This window comes from Chryseobacterium sp. KLBC 52 (assembly GCF_003347605.1).
In the GTDB taxonomy this organism is placed as follows: domain Bacteria; phylum Bacteroidota; class Bacteroidia; order Flavobacteriales; family Weeksellaceae; genus Chryseobacterium.
Genome location: NZ_QDFZ01000011.1, coordinates 118,647 through 133,899, shown reverse-complemented (window position 1 = coordinate 133,899; position 15,253 = coordinate 118,647). Strand labels below are relative to the sequence as shown.

Here is a 15,253-nt window from a genome sequence, read left to right as displayed (position 1 = left end):
AAACTATTTAAGTTTCTTAAGACCGTTTACTGTCACGGTTTCTTCACACTTTTCAAAAGTGATTTCGTAAGACGGATTTTTTTCAGGATAAGTGATTAGATAATCCGGACATGGTTTTTTCTGTGCATGGCTACGGTCAAAGTCTACTTTTCCGTTGGTAATGATGCTGTCTTTTATAAACTTCTCATCAATCTTGTAGGTCGTCATTGCATTTTTAGCTTCCTCAGAATATTTGAATTCTTTGGAAAGGCTTTCAGCAATCACACGGCTGTTCGGTAAATATCCGCTGCAGCTTGCCCCTTTTTTGTTTAAAATAAAAAATACGATCAAAAGCCCCGGAACGAAGCCTATTGCATAAAATTTCAGTTTCTTCATTAGAAAATTAAAAGATTGATATCGTGGTACGTAAGTCCGAAACGGTCGCAGATGATCTTTTTGGTATGTCTTCCTTTGTACATATATAAGCTCTGCTTCATTTCGTTTTTGCGGATCAGCATGTTTTCAAAGCCGCCCTCTTCGTCATAATTTAAAATATAGGAAAGGAAGAAATTCGAGATGGCCTTAGTGGTAGTTCTCGGCATTCTTGAGGTAAGGTTCGGAAGTCCGCAATGGATAACACCATGTTTGATGATGTAAGGATCCTCCATAGTGGTCAGTTCTGAGGTTTCAATCACTTTACCATTGTCTATCGTGATATCAATGATGACACTGCCTTTTTTCATTTTCATGACCATATCTTCTGTAACGATAGGGGTCATGTTTAATCTTGGTAGCGCCCCGATTACTACATCAGCACGTCTTAAACTTTTACTGAGTTCTTTAGGATCAATAATAGAAGTCGGTACACGGCTGTCAACGATGGTATGAAGTCTTCTCAGCTTTGATAAAGAATTATCGAAAACCTTTACACTCGCTCCTAAACCAATGGCTGCTTTTGTAGCAAATTCACCCACAATACCGGCTCCAAGAATCACAACTTCTGCAGGTCTTACACCTGTAATTCCTCCAAGCATTAAACCATTTGATAAGGCTAATAATTCTGAGGCGTATAAAATAGAAACGGTTCCTGCAATTTCCCCGACTAATCTTACCAAAGCCAGTTGCTTGTATTCATCAACGATAAATTCAAAAGCGATGGCGTTTATTTTTTTCTCTGCAAGCTTTAAGAAATAATCCTTGTCTCTAAGGTTGATCTGAAGTGCTGAAACCAGATAGGTATTAGGTTTCATGTACTCAATTTCGTCTTCTGTAGGAGGATTCACCTTCAGGATAAGATCCTGCCCGAAAGCTTCTTTAGGATCATTGGTGATCTTCGCTCCAGATTCCGAATATTGTAAATCTGTAAAGAATGAACCTTCTCCGGCCCCTGCTTCAATAATGATCTCATGGCCGTGCTCTACCAACACCTGTACGGCGTCAGGAGTAATGCAGGTTCTCCTTTCGTTGAGACAGGTTTCTTTAGGAATTCCAATACTGAACTGTTTTCCTTTTTTTATAACCTCCAATTTTTCCTCTTTCGGCATTAATTCTTCTTCTGTGAAAGGAGTAAAAATATTTGTACTCATCCTTAAATTAAATTATGTCTTACAGATTGTTTTTTACACTCAATTAATGAGCAAAGATACATAATATTTACTCGAATGAAATTTCTCTGTTTTCACCCGTATTTACAATACTCATTGTATGGTAGTTAAGACCGTAAAGATCCTCTTCATACACTTCCGGCCACTCGATAATGCATAAAAAAGAGTTGTCCAGGTATTCTTCAATACCGATATCATACACTTCTTCAATGTTTTTCAGACGGTAAAGATCAAAATGATACACTTTTCCTTTTTCTGTATTGTATTCATTCACAATAGAATACGTGGGAGAGTTGACTTCATCATTGCTGCCCATATTTTTAAGCAGAAATTGAGTAAATGTTGTTTTCCCTGCTCCCAGATTTCCTTTTAATAAAAGAATATTATGTTGTAATTGAGGAATGATGTTGTCAACAACTTCCTGCCAGTCTTCGATTGTATGAATAGTGAACTGCATATACTAATTTGTTTTGCAAAAATAATGATTTATGAGTTTTAAATGAGAAACTAGAAGTTAGAAGTTAGAAATTAACAGTTGAAAGCTAGAAGCTGGAAGTTATTAATTATGAATGATGAATTATAAGTTATGAGTTAAACTCCTACACATTCAAACTCTACTACCAAAAACCTCGAATCTCGTCATCCCGGGCGCAAAATGTTCCCACTCTCTAACCCTAAAACCCTCTAACTCTCAAACCCTCTAACCTCGATAAATTGAATCTTGAAACTCTTTCCTCAAACACTCTCGCACCCTAAAACCCTCTAACTCTCAAACTCTCCAGCCCAATACCTCGAAACCCGAACCCCATATCCTGTATCTGAAACTCTCCAACCCATCCAACTTTTCCATAAAAATACTTAATTTTACAGCATGATTTCCAAACAGACCATTGATAAGATATTCTCCACAATCCGCGTTGAAGAGATTGTGGGCGAATATGTGCAGTTGAAAAGAGCAGGGTCTAACTACAAAGGACTCAGTCCTTTCCATGACGAAAAAACTCCCAGCTTTGTAGTTTCTGCCAGTAAGCAGATCTGGAAGGATTTCTCCACAGGAAAAGGGGGAACAGCGATCTCTTTCCTTATGGAAATTGAGAACTTTACGTATCCTGAAGCACTCCGCCACGCTGCAAAAAAATACGGAATTGAAATTGAAGAAGATCAGCGTGAAATTTCTGAAGAAGCAAAAAATGCCCAGACTGAAAAAGATCTCTTGTATAAGATCCATGAGGTTGCCAATACTTATTTTCAGGAGATCCTTTGGGATGATCAGGAGGGTAGAAGTATAGGTCTTTCTTATTTCAAAGAAAGGCAATTGAAGGATGATATCATTAAGAAATTCCAGCTTGGATATTCTCCGGAGAAGAAAAATGCTTTCACGGCTTATGCCCTGGAAAAAGGATATACTAAAGAGATTCTTGAAAAATCCGGACTTTCTATTTTTCCTGAAAATACTCCTGCAGGCGTAGACCGTTTCAGAGAAAGGGTTATTTTCCCTATTCACAGTTTTTCCGGCAGGGTTTTAGGTTTTGGAGCAAGGATTCTTAAGAACAATGTTAAAACTGCAAAATATCTTAATTCCCCGGAAACGGAGATCTATCATAAATCCAATGTTCTTTACGGATTAAATCAGAGTAAGCAGGCTATTTCAAGAAAGAATGCTTGTCTTTTGGTGGAAGGATATATGGACGTGATTTCCCTTCATATGTCCGGAATCGAAAACGTAGTGGCAAGTTCCGGAACGTCTTTGACGACAGAACAAATCAAACTTATTAAAAGGCTTACGGAAAACGTAACGATTCTTTTTGATGGTGATAATGCCGGTATCAAAGCCAGTTTCCGAAGTATTGATATGCTGCTGACTGAGGGAATGAACATCCGTGTCTTGCTTTTCCCGGATGGAGATGACCCGGATTCCTTTGCCAGAAAACACCCGCAGGATTACGTTGAAAAGTACATCGAAAATGAAGCGATGGACTTCATCGACTTCAAGGCGGAAATTCTCCTGAGAGATATCGGAAATGATCCGATTAAAAAGGCTGAAGCAATCAGAGATATTGTGAAATCTGTCTCTTTCGTACAAAATGCCCTGAAAAGAGAGGTTTATCTTAAAGAAGTTTCCAATAAATTCGGACTTTCTGAGCAGAGTCTTTTCAATGAACTGGATGTTCAGAAGCAGATCACACAGAATCAAACGCATCATGTTCAACAGCAGCAGAAAGAGAAAACAGCCGTTCCGAAAATGGAAGTTGTGCCTTTGGATCAGGAAAAAGAAGATCCTTTTCTGTATGATGTACTGTTCATGGAGAATAAACTTGTTGAACACATGCTGGCATTTGGAGATATTATTCTGAAACGTAGAAATGAACAGGGAGAAGAATATCAGATTACTGTAATTGAGGAAATTCTTCATCATTTTGAAGAAGAGCAGTATGCATTTTTAGTTAAAGGCAATGAAATCATTATTACTCAGGTGAGGGAAGGGATTCAAAAAGATGAGTTGAGAAGTGGAAACTTTTTTGTATCTTTTATGGACGAAGAAATTACCACCAAGGTTGTAGACGCTCTGATCCCGTTGGATGAGCTTGAAAACTGGGCTTCCAGAAATATTTATCCTCCCAATTATGGTGATAAAGTGGCAGATCAGATCAAGGGAGATGTTTTGCTGCACAAATACAGATATATTGATTATTTAATTACAGAAACAGATAAAGAGCTGGATGTGTACAGGGATACTGATGAAGGAAAGTACTATGAGCTTATCAAGAAAATTACATTATTGAAACAGGCTTCCATGCGATTGAGTAATATCATCGAATATTCACCTATCAAAGGAATCTATGGTAGAAAAAGATAATTTTTAAGTCAGTTTTTTTAATATTCTGTGACAAAAAGTCCTATAAAATTTTAGGAATAAATATTGTAATTTAAACTTCGAGAATATTTAAAAAATAATACATAATAGAAATATGGACATTAAAAAAGAATTCAGAGATTTCTCTGTAAAACATTTAGGAAACAACGGTTTGGTTACCGATCAGTATATGGGAATGTATGGCCCAACGAATCTTACTCCGTACATCATGGAAGAGAGAAGATTAAACGTTGCTCAGATGGACGTTTTCTCCCGTCTGATGATGGACAGAATTATCTTTCTTGGAACAGGTATTGATGATCAGGTAGCAAACATTGTTACGGCTCAGCTTTTATTCTTAGAAAGTGCTGATCCTTCAAAAGATATTCAGATTTATATCAACTCTCCTGGTGGTAGTGTATATGCAGGTTTAGGTATTTATGATACCATGCAGATCATCAAGCCCGATGTAGCAACAATCTGTACAGGTATGGCTGCTTCAATGGGAGCTGTATTATTGGTTGCAGGAGAAAAAGGAAAACGTTCTGCGCTTAAGCACTCAAGAGTTATGATTCACCAGCCTTCAGGAGGTGCTCAGGGAGTTGCTTCTGATATGGAAATCAACTTGAGAGAGATGTTGAAATTGAAGCAGGAGCTTTATGAAATCATCGGTCATCACTCAGGACAAACGTACGAGTGGGTAGAAAAATCTTCTGACAGAGATTACTGGATGACTTCTGAAGAAGCAAAAGGCTACGGAATGGTAGATGAGGTTTTACAAAGATCTACAGAGAAAAAATAATTGATGGTCACATCATCAGAAAACCGCACCAGTCTGGTGCGGTTTTTTTGGTGGATTTGTATTTTAACCGCTCATTTTACTGAATGCTTAGATTCTATGGAATAACACAATTGGAATGATGGTTTATCCATACAGTTTGTCATTCCGTAGAATCCAGCCACAATGATTCAAGAACAGATGTTAGAGAAAAATTACAACCTGACCAAAATTCCAACTGAAGGGGTAAAAATTCCCCTCCGCTGGAGGGGTGGCAAAAATTCAAAGAATTTTTGACGGGGTGGTTTTACAGTATATTTTACGCATATCCCAACAAAAAAAAGCGCCTCAAGGCACTTTCTCTATTTCTTAACAATCTTATGTATTGTCGTATTTTCAGCTGTTTTAATCTCCACAAAATAAACTCCCGTATTTAAAGAATGAATATCAATCTTAGTAAACTGTGAAGTCATTACTTTCTGTCCTGTAGCAGAATAAATATTCACTTCTTTCAGTTTCTCAGCCGTTTCAATCTGAATAAAATCACTTGCCGGATTTGGATAAACAATGAATTTTTTCTTTGTCACAGAGGAAATCCCTAAAGTAAGCTGTGCTTCGGTTGGAGTAAATGGTCTTCTTTGCCCGAAACTCAATCCAAACCAATCATTGTTACTCAGTTGAATCTGAGAAAGATTGGCTTTTGCTTGCCAGCTTGATAGATCTTTTCCTTTATATAACTTCCAGCTGTCTGATCCGGAAGTATTCCCAGTCAATGAATTCAATGATAGGGTAGAAATCTGGTTGTTTGCTGATGTAAAATTAAAATAGGAAGCTTGAGACTGGATCATTTGTAGCGCCTGTTCAGCAGTTATACTTCCGTTATATTTAATTCCAAAAACAAAAGAATTGGCATTTCCGTTGGTATTATCAGTTCCGAAATCAATAACGACAAGGCTTTTATTAGTTCCTGTTCCCACCCAGTTCGTAACCTGAGAAGGACTAAACCAAGAAGAATTGTAGGCTGCAACGGGAGCAGAGGGAGGAATATCGTAATGATCAAGGCCGTATGTGACCCCATACCATTTTCCGTCCACCAAAGGAGTATAACCTACACCATTGTTCCATGTCATGTTTGATGCACTGGATCCGGACCATGTTATCCAGCTGTCATCAGTACTGGATGTATGATGATTATAATTCAGAATAGAAAGATATCCTGTAGGAATGTCAACCTGCATGTTGGATTCTGCTGACACAATTGCATTGATAAGATCTTCCATCAACAGGCCATCACCGTCAAAACGATATCCCCATGCATAAGAATTTGGGGTGCTGTCATCATTAAAGTCTGCAATGAGATACGCTTTTTTAGAACCTGTTCCTACCCAAAATTTAATGTCATTTTCTGTGAATTGGGCCGACAATAGCTGCATGCAAAGCAGTAAGAAAAAAAGATAGATTTTCCTCATGATATAATTAATTTAAAGTTTTATTCCCGAAACTTATCTTCAGAGGAGAAATAATTCTTTCTCTGAATCTGGTGTTTTACGGCAGGTCTCCTGGCTCACATCTTACAGCTTCCTTCCCGGATTTTCACGTCCAGTGGTTTTTCGTGCAGTAAGTTTAAACAGTTTACAGTTGCGGGTACAGCCCAAGATTTGAATATTATTCTCACTTGATTCCCTATTAATGAACATTGTTCAGCCTTAAAACGCTGCAAATATATCATATAAATTGATAAGTTCGTTTTGTGAATTATTTCCCTTTAAAAAATTGATTTTCAAATTGATTGATGATTTGGTGAGATTGTTGGTTTTTCATTTTTAAATAGGTTCTTTTCTTATTTATCTTCAATGCTTCTGTCTGTTCTATTGTTAAAAAACAATTATCATTGTATTCAAGATCAGTTTACAATCAAGTTCTATTTTCGCAGCCATAAAATATCATATGAAAAAATTACTATGGTCTGTGGGTATACTGGCTGTACTGGCTTCATGTAAAAGTGATGATGATACCACCATAATTAATCAGGATATTAATTATTCCAAACTCCCTCAGGAGTTTCCCTTTACAAAACTGGCTACAATAAACGGTGTGGATGTTATCAACGGAGGTTTTGGTTCCGGAGCAGCCGCTCATCCTACCAGAAAAGGTGAATTCTATGTCATTACAGACCGAGGACCTAATACCGACTTCCAGAACGGGAAAAAGTTTCTTGCTCCTAATTTTACTCCAACCATTATGCATTTTAAAATCAATGCTGACGGAAATGTAGAGGTCATCAAATATATTAAACTTAAAAATCCATCCGGACAACCTATTACCGGGCTTCCAAATCCTGCAGGAATGGGAAGTACAGGAGAGATTGCTTACGATGCTTCCGGAAATGTCTTAGGTACTGATCAGTATGGTCTTGACAGCGAAAGTATTGTTGCTGCCGCTGACGGTACATTCTGGGTTTCTGATGAATATGGTCCACATATCGTACATTATAGTGCTGATGGAATCGAGATGGAAAGAATAAGCCCTGTTGGCGTAAATACAGGACCAAGAAAACTGCCTGCTGTTTTAGCCAAAAGAAGGGCCAACAGAGGTATGGAAGGACTTTGCATCACTCCGGACGGAAGAACATTGGTAGGCACCATACAATCTATGATGTTTGTTCCTAGTAAAGCATTGGCTACCAATACTACTTTAACGAGAATTGTCACTTTTGATATTATTACAGGGCAAACCAGGCAGTTTTTATACAAACAGGATGGCGGAGCTTCTGATTCGGTGTGTGATATTACAGCCATTAGCAATAATGAATTCCTGGTGATTGAAAGAGACGGAAATTTCGGATCTCAGGGAGGAATCAAAAAAGTATACAGAATCAATCTGAGCAGTGCTTCCGATGTGAATGGAACTGATATTAATGCGGTGGACGGAATGAAAATTAACGGAAAAGCTTTAGAGCAATGTTCATGGGATGAAATTACCAATGCCGGAATAAAAGCTGTTACCAAAACATTAGCCGTAGATCTGGTAGCAAAACTGGGCTATGAACATGATAAATTCGAGGGAATTGTTTATTTGGGAAATAATAAACTGGCTGTTTTCAATGATGATGACTTTGGAGTAGTGGATGATGGAAGCGGAAATCCAAAAGCTAAAATTTTGCCTAAAACGGGTAAAGTAGATAAAGGAACAATGTATGTAGTCGATATTCAATAATTAGATTTTTTTAGCGGAAAAGCGGCGGAATCGAAGATTCCGCCGCTTTTTATTGGATGATATATCAATCCTTTATATTAATTAAAAGCTTCAATAATCTTAGAGAAATCCTCTAATTTCAAAGCTGCTCCTCCAATAAGACCACCGTCGATATCCGGCTGAGAGAAAATTTCTTTAGCATTGTCAGGTTTTACAGAACCTCCGTAAAGGATTGAAACCTCGTCAGCAACTTCCTGTCCGTATTTTGAAGCGATAATATTTCTGATGTGAGCGTGGATTTCCTGAGCCTGCTCCGGACTTGCCGTTTCTCCTGTTCCGATAGCCCAAACCGGTTCGTAAGCAATCACTACTTTTTTAATCTCTTCCGCGGAAAGTGTGAAAAGAGCTACTTCAGTCTGATTTTTTACGACCTCAAGGTGCTGTCCTGCTTTTCTCTGCTCAAGAGTTTCTCCGTTACAGTAAACAGGAATAAGCCCTTTATCAAGAGCTAATTTGATTTTTCTGTTACAGTGAGAATCTGTTTCTCCGTGATATTGTCTTCTTTCAGAATGCCCGATTAATGATCCGGTTGCATCAATAGATTCCAGCATATCTGCAGAAATTTCACCAGTATAGGCGCCGCTTTCATGCTCGCTCATATCCTGAGAAAATACTCCGATTTCATCCTTTTCAAAAACGTCTTTTGCCATCATCAAATACAATGCAGGGGGAGCAATCCAAACCTCACAGTTCGTAGCATTGTTGTTTTTATAGCTTAGTAACTGAATCATTAATTGTTGTGCATCAATTACATTTTTGTTCATTTTCCAGTTTCCTGCAACTATTTTTCTTCTCATAAGATTTAAATATAGATTTATTTATTTTTTAATTTTTCTTTTTTGGATAATCTGCGAGACTCTTTTTTGCTCTCGCGGATTTGTTTGATTTAGCAGATTAATGTAATCTAATTATTTATTATAAGTTATTTACCACTCTCTTTATATTGTCCAGAATATTGGAGGTATTAAAATTTATTTTTTGATATACAGATTCAAGTAAACCAGGTCCTAACTGATTATATAAATTGAAAACACATTTACGAACGATGTATGAAATTTCATTTTCTGTCATTAATAGAAATCTGCATTATCTGCAAAATCTGCGAGATTCATTACTTAGTAATCCCTTCCAGTTTAAACATGAAAGCATATACCAAAGCTACATCCTTCAGATAATCAAATCTCCCGGAAGCGCCACCATGGCCATAGTCCATATCTGTTTTCAATAAAAGTACATTTTTGTCCGTTTTCATATCTCTTAGCTTGGCAACCCATTTTGCTGGTTCAAAATATTGTACCTGAGAATCGTGCAATCCTGTTGTTACCAAAAGATTCGGATAGTTTTTCTTCTCTATATTTTCATACGGAGAATAAGATTTCATATAAAAATAAGCTTCCTTATTATTGGGATTTCCCCATTCGTCATACTCATTGGTAGTGAGTGGAATACTTGTATCCAACATGGTATTCACTACGTCTACAAAGGGAACCTGCGATATAACCCCATTCCATAGAGTAGGGCTCATATTGGCTATAGCACCCATCAATAAACCGCCTGCACTTCCTCCCTGAGCGTAAAGATGCTTAGGTGAAGTATATTTTTCTTTAACCAGATATTCCCCGGAATCGATGAAATCGGTAAAAGTATTTTTCTTTTTCATCATTTTTCCGTCTTCATACCATTGTCTTCCCATTTCCTGACCTCCACGGATATGGGCAATTGCAAATGCAAAACCCCGGTCCAAAAGACTCAGTCTGGTACTGCTGAAACTGGCATCCATAGAATTTCCGTAAGAACCGTAAGCGTAGAGTAGAAGTGGATGGTCTCCATCTTTTTTGAACCCTTTTTTATAAACAATAGAGATTGGAATTTTCGTTCCGTCTTTTGCTGTGGCAAAAAGTCTTTCCGTTGTATAATTATCTTTATTATAACCTCCCAGAACTTCCTGTTGCTTTAAAAGAACTCGTTTTCCGGTTTTTAAATCCTGTTCATACTGAGAGCTTGGGGTAATCATAGAGGTATACCCAAAACGGAAATTATCCGTATTATATTCAGGGTTATCCAGTGAATAAACAGTATAGGCAGGTTCATCAAATTTTAGAAACTCCTTTTTCCCTGTTTTTCTGTCATAAATTACCAGTTGGGAAAGTCCGTTTTGTCTTTCACTGAATATCAGATAATTTTTAAACGCAGTAACATCCTCCATCAGAACATCCTTTCTGTGCGGAATAAAATCCTTCCAGTTTTCAACTCCCGTTTTATCTAAAGGAGTTTCTACAACCTTAAAGTTAAGAGCATCTTTATTGGTTGTTACCAAAAATTTATCTTCAAGTGAAGTTACATCATAAAGTACATTATTGATCCTGGGCTGGAAAATTTTGAAATTTCCGTTAGGATCATTGGCATCCAGATACCTGGTTTCAGAAGAAGTGGTAGCACGGGAATCGATAAGGATAAACTTATTGTTTTTTGTTTTTCCTACACTGATGTAGTTGGTTTTATCTTTTTCTTCATATACCAGAATATCTTTACCGGAATCTGTTCCCAGCGTGTGTCTGAAAATTTTTTCTGTTAAAAGAGTCTCAGGATTTTTTGAAGTATAGAAAATTGTGGTGTTATCATTGGCCCATGTTGCAGAACCTGTTGTATTTTTAATACCAAGATCCGTGATTTTCCCTGTAGAAAGATCTTTCAAGAATAGCTTGTACTGCCTTCTGGAAACATCATCCACTCCGTAGATCATTTTTGTATTATCCGGACTGATGCTAAAGCCTGCAGCAGAATAGTATGGATGGCCCTCTGCCATTTTATCTACATCCAGAAGAACTTCTTCCGGAGCAGTAAGGCTGCCTTTCTTTCTGCAGTATTTAAAATACTGTTTTCCGTTCTCTGTGCGGCTGTAATAGTAATATCCGTTTCTAAAAACAGGTACAGATTCATCCTTCTCCTTGATTCTGGCCTTCATTTCCTGGAAAAGCTTTTCTCTGAAGGGTTCAGTGTCCTTCATCATACCTTTCCAATAGGTGTTTTCAGCCTTTAAATAATCAACAACTTTGGTGGAATCTTTTCCTTTTTTAAAATAATCAATCATCCAGTAATAAGGATCATTAACCTTATCACCATGGATTTCTCTGATATGTTCCTGCTTTTCTGCAACAGGAGTCTTCATATTGGGAAATGTCTGAGATTGAAATGTAGATGCACTCATTACTAATAGTCCTAGATAAATTTTTTTCATGTTTTTTGGTTTGGATCTTTTCTTATGCTATAGTCCCCAAAGGTTTTTCAACAGAACGTAGAACGTATGCTCCTCTTCCGTTACTTTATTGTCAGCTTTGATCAGTGATTTTGCAAACTGAACAAATTTCACACGCTCTTCCTCTGTAGAATCTTCGTGGAAACATCTTGCATGGAATTCAAAATGATCTTTCCATTCCTCAGGCTGCAAAAGAGCCAGGGTTTCAAGTTCATTGTCAAGATTCATTCTGAAAGGAAATTCATCCGCCATGTATTGCTGCACCAGCATTCCTTCCTCAGGAGCAAATTCTCCGTCTACAGAAGAAAGGATCATAAGTAAATGATAACCGGCGATTGATTTATTTGATTTTTGCATGAGTTGTTGTATGTTTAAGTTTAGTGTTTAAATTTGATAATTGATAATTGATAATTGATAATTGATAATTGATAATTGCATACAAATATCTGTCGTAACATATCATTTATAATTCATCATTCATCATTTATAATTAATCAACGTAGTCCTTTGCAGGCTGTTTGTCTACAATTTTTCCGTTTTCAAGAATCAGTACAAATGGGTTGCTTCTCGCTATTGTTTTGATAGCAGTTCCGTCCATCAGTACATTTTTGATGGTTTTAAAAGTATTAGGCTCTGTAGAAATTCCGTAGATAAGGGCACCTTTCTGTGTATTTACTTTCGCTTCCACTTTTTGAAGCAGGTCTGCAGGAACATCTTTTGGATGATAAGAGAAAATCAGAACAGCTTTAGGCGCGTTGATGATTTCCTGGGTAACTTCCATTCCTGTAGGATCTTCAATCTTGAACTTTACAATTTCAGATTTATAGCCTTCTTTTATCAGGACAGATTCATTCTTTCCATCTTCAATTTTCCATGGAGAGCCTTCTGCCCAGTATTCTGTTTTTTTGATATAATCATCCTGGTTTACTTTTACAACAGCTCCTGTCTTCTGATTTTTCAGCGTGTAGAAAGTTTTATATTCTGAAGGATTTTTATCAATTTTTGCTTTTTCAGCCTTAATGTCTGTTCCTATTTTATAATCACGGAAATCGATGATCGGTTCATGCATAATTCCTTGAGCCATAACATAAATCATTCCCAACGAAAAGACTGTTAAAAGGATATATTTGAATGTGTTGGAAGATTCTTTCGGAGTAACTCCATATTCATCTTTTTTACGGAAATCTTTTCTATAAAGGATAAACAGGATAATCAATCCTATCAGCAGTACAACATCTTTTAAGAAGCTCTGCCAGGGAGTGAATTTGATAGCATCTCCAAAGCATCCACAATCTGTTACCACATTGAAATACGCGGAATAAAATGTAAGGAATCCAAAGAAAATACAAAGCGCAATTAATAGGGATAAGGTAAATTTAAGCTTTAATTTAAGCAGCAGCATAAATCCTAAGAAAAGCTCCAGTACCACTACAATAATGGAGAATAACAGGGCAAACTTTTCTAAAAATGGCATGTTGAAAACCGGAGGTGCGAAATATTCTTCCATTTTGAAAGAAAAACCTACCAGATCCACGGCTTTTACAAAGCCTGAAAGGATAAAAATAACAGCAATAATAAAGCGTAATAAACCTTTGAGCATATTAAATATTTTTGGGTTCGAATTGATTTTCTTTTTCTGAGAATTTGATCAGGCAGAAGACTGCATAATTCAGCATATCGAAATAATTGGCATCGAGACCTTCCGAAACGATAGTTTGTCCCTGGTTATCCTCAATTTGCTTGGTTCTCAGTACTTTCTGATAAATAAGATCTGTAATCGAAGAGATTCTCATATCTCTCCATGCCTCGCCATAATCATGGTTTTTTCTTTCCATCAAAGCCTTTGCTTCATTGGCATATTGGTCATAAAGACCTAAAATTTCTTCTTTGTTTTCATTGAAATCATTGGAAAGACCTTTCTCTAACTGAATAAGTCCAATGATAGAATAGTTCACAATGGCGATAAATTCATCTTCTTCACTTTCATCCACCATTTTTTTATCAGTCATTTGCAGCGTACGGATTCTGTTGACTTTGATATAAATCTGATCCGTAATGGAGCTCGGTCTCAAAACCCTCCATGCTGCACCATAATCCTGTAATTTTTTACCGAAAAGATCACGGCACTGACTGATAACTTTCTCGAACTGTACTGATGTTTTTAGCATAAATTTTCTTAATCTTCCAAATATACGAATTCGGTTTTAGATTTTTGAATTTGATGAGCTGAGTTTGTGGATCTGAGGGTTTGAGGGTTTGAGGGTGAGAGAGTTTTAGAGTTTCGGGTTTCGAGTTGTTGGGTTTTAGAGTTTTAGAGTAAGAGGGTTTTAGGGGGAGAGAGTGGGAACATTTTGGGTTTGGGATAAGGAGATTTGAGGTAGTAGAGTTTGAAAGTGTAGGAATTAAACTCATAACTTATTATTCATCATTCATAATTAATATCTTCCAGCCTATAATTTCTAATTTCTTCTCATTAAAAACTCATAAATCACTAATTTTGCACTACAGAAGTCATTCATCAATTATCATTCATCAATCATCATCCAACTCATGCTCTCCAACTCTCCAACGCTCCCACACTCAAACCCTCCAACCTACTCAATCAATTGCAACGGCCGTTTAGTACAACTGGACACTCCAAAAATCATGGGAATCCTCAATATGACACCGGATTCTTTCTCTGACGGCGGAAAATTCAATAATGAAAAATCAGCGTTGAACCACGCCGGAAAACTGTTGAAGGAAGGAGCAGAAATACTGGATATTGGTCCTCAGTCTACACGTCCCAATGCAGAATTTTTAAGTGCGAAAGAAGAAATAAACAGAATTGGAAATCTTATTTCTCTGATCAAAAAAGAATTTCCGGAAGCCTTGATTTCCCTGGATACTTTTTATGCAGAAACAGTGAAATTTGGATTTAATGAAGGAATTGATCTGATCAATGATATTTCTGGCGGTCAATATGATGCAGAAATGTTTGATACAGCTGCTGAAACGAGGCTGCCTTACATTCTGATGCATGTAAACCCTTCCTACGAGACCATGCATCATAAAATAAAGTTTGAAGATATTACACTGGAAGTGAACCAGTATTTTGCAAAAAAAACAAAAGAACTTTTAGAAAAAGGAGTAAATGATATCATTCTTGATCCTGGTTTTGGCTTCGGAAAAACAGTAGAAGATCAGATGAAAATGATCCATGAAGTTGAATATCTGGGATTTGGAAAATTTCCTCTTTTAATAGGTATTTCCAGAAAGTCATTTATCTACAAACCTCTTGGAAAATCACCGCTGGATATCAATGAGGAAACACAAAAACTTCATAGGGAAGTGTTGGAACAGGGGGCAAAGATTTTAAGGGTTCATGATGTGGCTGAAGCAAAGGAAACACTGAACCATTTTTTACGAAAAAAATAAAAAGTGCAAAAAAAACTTGTGAGTAATTAAAAAGTTTATACATTTGCAGTATGAATTTTACGAATCAGAAAAATATTATTGTCATTTCTATTATTGCTGTTGTCATTAAC

14 protein-coding genes and 1 riboswitch are annotated in these 15,253 nt (G+C 36.9%); of the genes, 4 read left to right on the top strand and 10 right to left on the bottom strand.

Annotation, left to right across the window (positions count from 1 at the left end; all coding sequences use genetic code 11):
• Positions 1-3: 3 nt before the first annotated feature.
• From DDF69_RS13370 to tsaE, 3 genes are all read right to left on the bottom strand, one after another.
• Positions 4-375 carry a DUF4258 domain-containing protein gene (locus tag DDF69_RS13370; protein WP_034692291.1) on the bottom strand — a complete coding sequence of 124 codons (372 nt, stop codon included), beginning with the start codon at positions 373-375 and terminating at the stop codon, positions 4-6.
• Positions 375-1,565: an alanine dehydrogenase gene (locus DDF69_RS13365; protein WP_114821220.1), complete on the bottom strand. Its 1,191-nt coding sequence runs from the start codon at positions 1,563-1,565 to the stop codon at positions 375-377. Before DDF69_RS13365 ends, DDF69_RS13370 begins: the two co-directional genes overlap by 1 nt.
• Positions 1,566-1,632: 67 nt before the next feature.
• Positions 1,633-2,040, bottom strand: a complete 408-nt coding sequence (tsaE, locus tag DDF69_RS13360) for a tRNA (adenosine(37)-N6)-threonylcarbamoyltransferase complex ATPase subunit type 1 TsaE (RefSeq protein WP_114821219.1) — start codon at positions 2,038-2,040, stop codon at positions 1,633-1,635.
• Positions 2,041-2,454: 414 nt separating this feature from the next.
• On the opposite strand from tsaE, the gene dnaG reads away from it, so the two are divergent.
• Both dnaG and clpP read left to right on the top strand, forming a co-directional pair.
• Positions 2,455-4,440 carry a DNA primase gene (gene dnaG, locus DDF69_RS13355; RefSeq protein ID WP_114821218.1) on the top strand — a complete coding sequence of 662 codons (1,986 nt, stop codon included), beginning with the start codon at positions 2,455-2,457 and terminating at the stop codon, positions 4,438-4,440.
• Positions 4,441-4,552: 112 nt separating this feature from the next.
• The gene (gene clpP, locus DDF69_RS13350) at positions 4,553-5,239 is read left to right on the top strand and encodes an ATP-dependent Clp endopeptidase proteolytic subunit ClpP (protein ID WP_027373257.1); all 687 of its coding nucleotides are present in this window, start codon (positions 4,553-4,555) and stop codon (positions 5,237-5,239) included.
• Positions 5,240-5,577: 338 nt separating this feature from the next.
• Here the strand turns inward: clpP and DDF69_RS13345 are convergent, their stop codons facing one another.
• Positions 5,578-6,684: a T9SS type A sorting domain-containing protein gene (locus DDF69_RS13345; protein WP_114821217.1), complete on the bottom strand. Its 1,107-nt coding sequence runs from the start codon at positions 6,682-6,684 to the stop codon at positions 5,578-5,580.
• 62 nt (positions 6,685-6,746) lie between these two features.
• A riboswitch (cobalamin riboswitch) is annotated at positions 6,747-6,939 on the bottom strand.
• A 223-nt stretch (positions 6,940-7,162) separates the two neighbouring features.
• On the opposite strand from DDF69_RS13345, the gene DDF69_RS13340 reads away from it, so the two are divergent.
• A complete protein-coding gene (locus tag DDF69_RS13340; RefSeq protein WP_114821216.1) occupies positions 7,163-8,431 on the top strand; it encodes an esterase-like activity of phytase family protein in 1,269 nt (422 codons plus the stop codon).
• 77 nt (positions 8,432-8,508) lie between these two features.
• On the opposite strand, the gene tpiA is transcribed toward DDF69_RS13340, so the two are convergent.
• From tpiA to DDF69_RS13310, 6 genes are all read right to left on the bottom strand, one after another.
• Positions 8,509-9,267, bottom strand: a complete 759-nt coding sequence (gene tpiA / locus DDF69_RS13335) for a triose-phosphate isomerase (protein ID WP_062671267.1) — start codon at positions 9,265-9,267, stop codon at positions 8,509-8,511.
• Positions 9,268-9,385: 118 nt separating this feature from the next.
• Positions 9,386-9,541, bottom strand: coding sequence for a GxxExxY protein (locus DDF69_RS13330; protein WP_114821215.1), 156 nt, complete (start codon positions 9,539-9,541; stop codon positions 9,386-9,388).
• Positions 9,542-9,581: 40 nt separating this feature from the next.
• Positions 9,582-11,708: a S9 family peptidase gene (locus tag DDF69_RS13325; RefSeq protein WP_114821214.1), complete on the bottom strand. Its 2,127-nt coding sequence runs from the start codon at positions 11,706-11,708 to the stop codon at positions 9,582-9,584.
• Positions 11,709-11,735: 27 nt separating this feature from the next.
• Positions 11,736-12,083 carry a TerB family tellurite resistance protein gene (locus DDF69_RS13320; RefSeq protein WP_114821213.1) on the bottom strand — a complete coding sequence of 116 codons (348 nt, stop codon included), beginning with the start codon at positions 12,081-12,083 and terminating at the stop codon, positions 11,736-11,738.
• Between the two features lie 133 nt (positions 12,084-12,216).
• The gene (locus DDF69_RS13315) at positions 12,217-13,326 is read right to left on the bottom strand and encodes a BT_3928 family protein (RefSeq protein WP_114821212.1); all 1,110 of its coding nucleotides are present in this window, start codon (positions 13,324-13,326) and stop codon (positions 12,217-12,219) included.
• 1 nt (position 13,327) lies between these two features.
• Positions 13,328-13,894, bottom strand: coding sequence for a DUF1599 domain-containing protein (locus DDF69_RS13310; RefSeq protein WP_110009240.1), 567 nt, complete (start codon positions 13,892-13,894; stop codon positions 13,328-13,330).
• Positions 13,895-14,372: 478 nt separating this feature from the next.
• Here DDF69_RS13310 and folP point away from each other — a divergent pair, with 478 nt between their 5' ends.
• Complete coding sequence (gene folP, locus DDF69_RS13305; RefSeq protein ID WP_185144349.1) at positions 14,373-15,143, top strand: dihydropteroate synthase; 771 nt, start codon at positions 14,373-14,375, stop codon at positions 15,141-15,143.
• The last annotated feature ends 110 nt before the right edge of the window (positions 15,144-15,253 follow it).

Coding starts and splice junctions, on each gene's coding strand:
- DDF69_RS13340 (WP_114821216.1), top strand. CDS start 7,163: ATGAAAAAATTACTATGGTCTGTGGGTATACTGGCTGTACTGGCTTCA.
- DDF69_RS13365 (WP_114821220.1), bottom strand. CDS start 1,565: ATGAGTACAAATATTTTTACTCCTTTCACAGAAGAAGAATTAATGCCG.
- DDF69_RS13325 (WP_114821214.1), bottom strand. CDS start 11,708: ATGAAAAAAATTTATCTAGGACTATTAGTAATGAGTGCATCTACATTT.
- tsaE (WP_114821219.1), bottom strand. CDS start 2,040: ATGCAGTTCACTATTCATACAATCGAAGACTGGCAGGAAGTTGTTGAC.
- DDF69_RS13315 (WP_114821212.1), bottom strand. CDS start 13,326: ATGCTCAAAGGTTTATTACGCTTTATTATTGCTGTTATTTTTATCCTT.
- tpiA (WP_062671267.1), bottom strand. CDS start 9,267: ATGAGAAGAAAAATAGTTGCAGGAAACTGGAAAATGAACAAAAATGTA.
- DDF69_RS13310 (WP_110009240.1), bottom strand. CDS start 13,894: ATGCTAAAAACATCAGTACAGTTCGAGAAAGTTATCAGTCAGTGCCGT.
- DDF69_RS13330 (WP_114821215.1), bottom strand. CDS start 9,541: ATGACAGAAAATGAAATTTCATACATCGTTCGTAAATGTGTTTTCAAT.
- folP (WP_185144349.1), top strand. CDS start 14,373: ATGGGAATCCTCAATATGACACCGGATTCTTTCTCTGACGGCGGAAAA.
- DDF69_RS13320 (WP_114821213.1), bottom strand. CDS start 12,083: ATGCAAAAATCAAATAAATCAATCGCCGGTTATCATTTACTTATGATC.
- dnaG (WP_114821218.1), top strand. CDS start 2,455: ATGATTTCCAAACAGACCATTGATAAGATATTCTCCACAATCCGCGTT.
- DDF69_RS13345 (WP_114821217.1), bottom strand. CDS start 6,684: ATGAGGAAAATCTATCTTTTTTTCTTACTGCTTTGCATGCAGCTATTG.
- DDF69_RS13370 (WP_034692291.1), bottom strand. CDS start 375: ATGAAGAAACTGAAATTTTATGCAATAGGCTTCGTTCCGGGGCTTTTG.
- clpP (WP_027373257.1), top strand. CDS start 4,553: ATGGACATTAAAAAAGAATTCAGAGATTTCTCTGTAAAACATTTAGGA.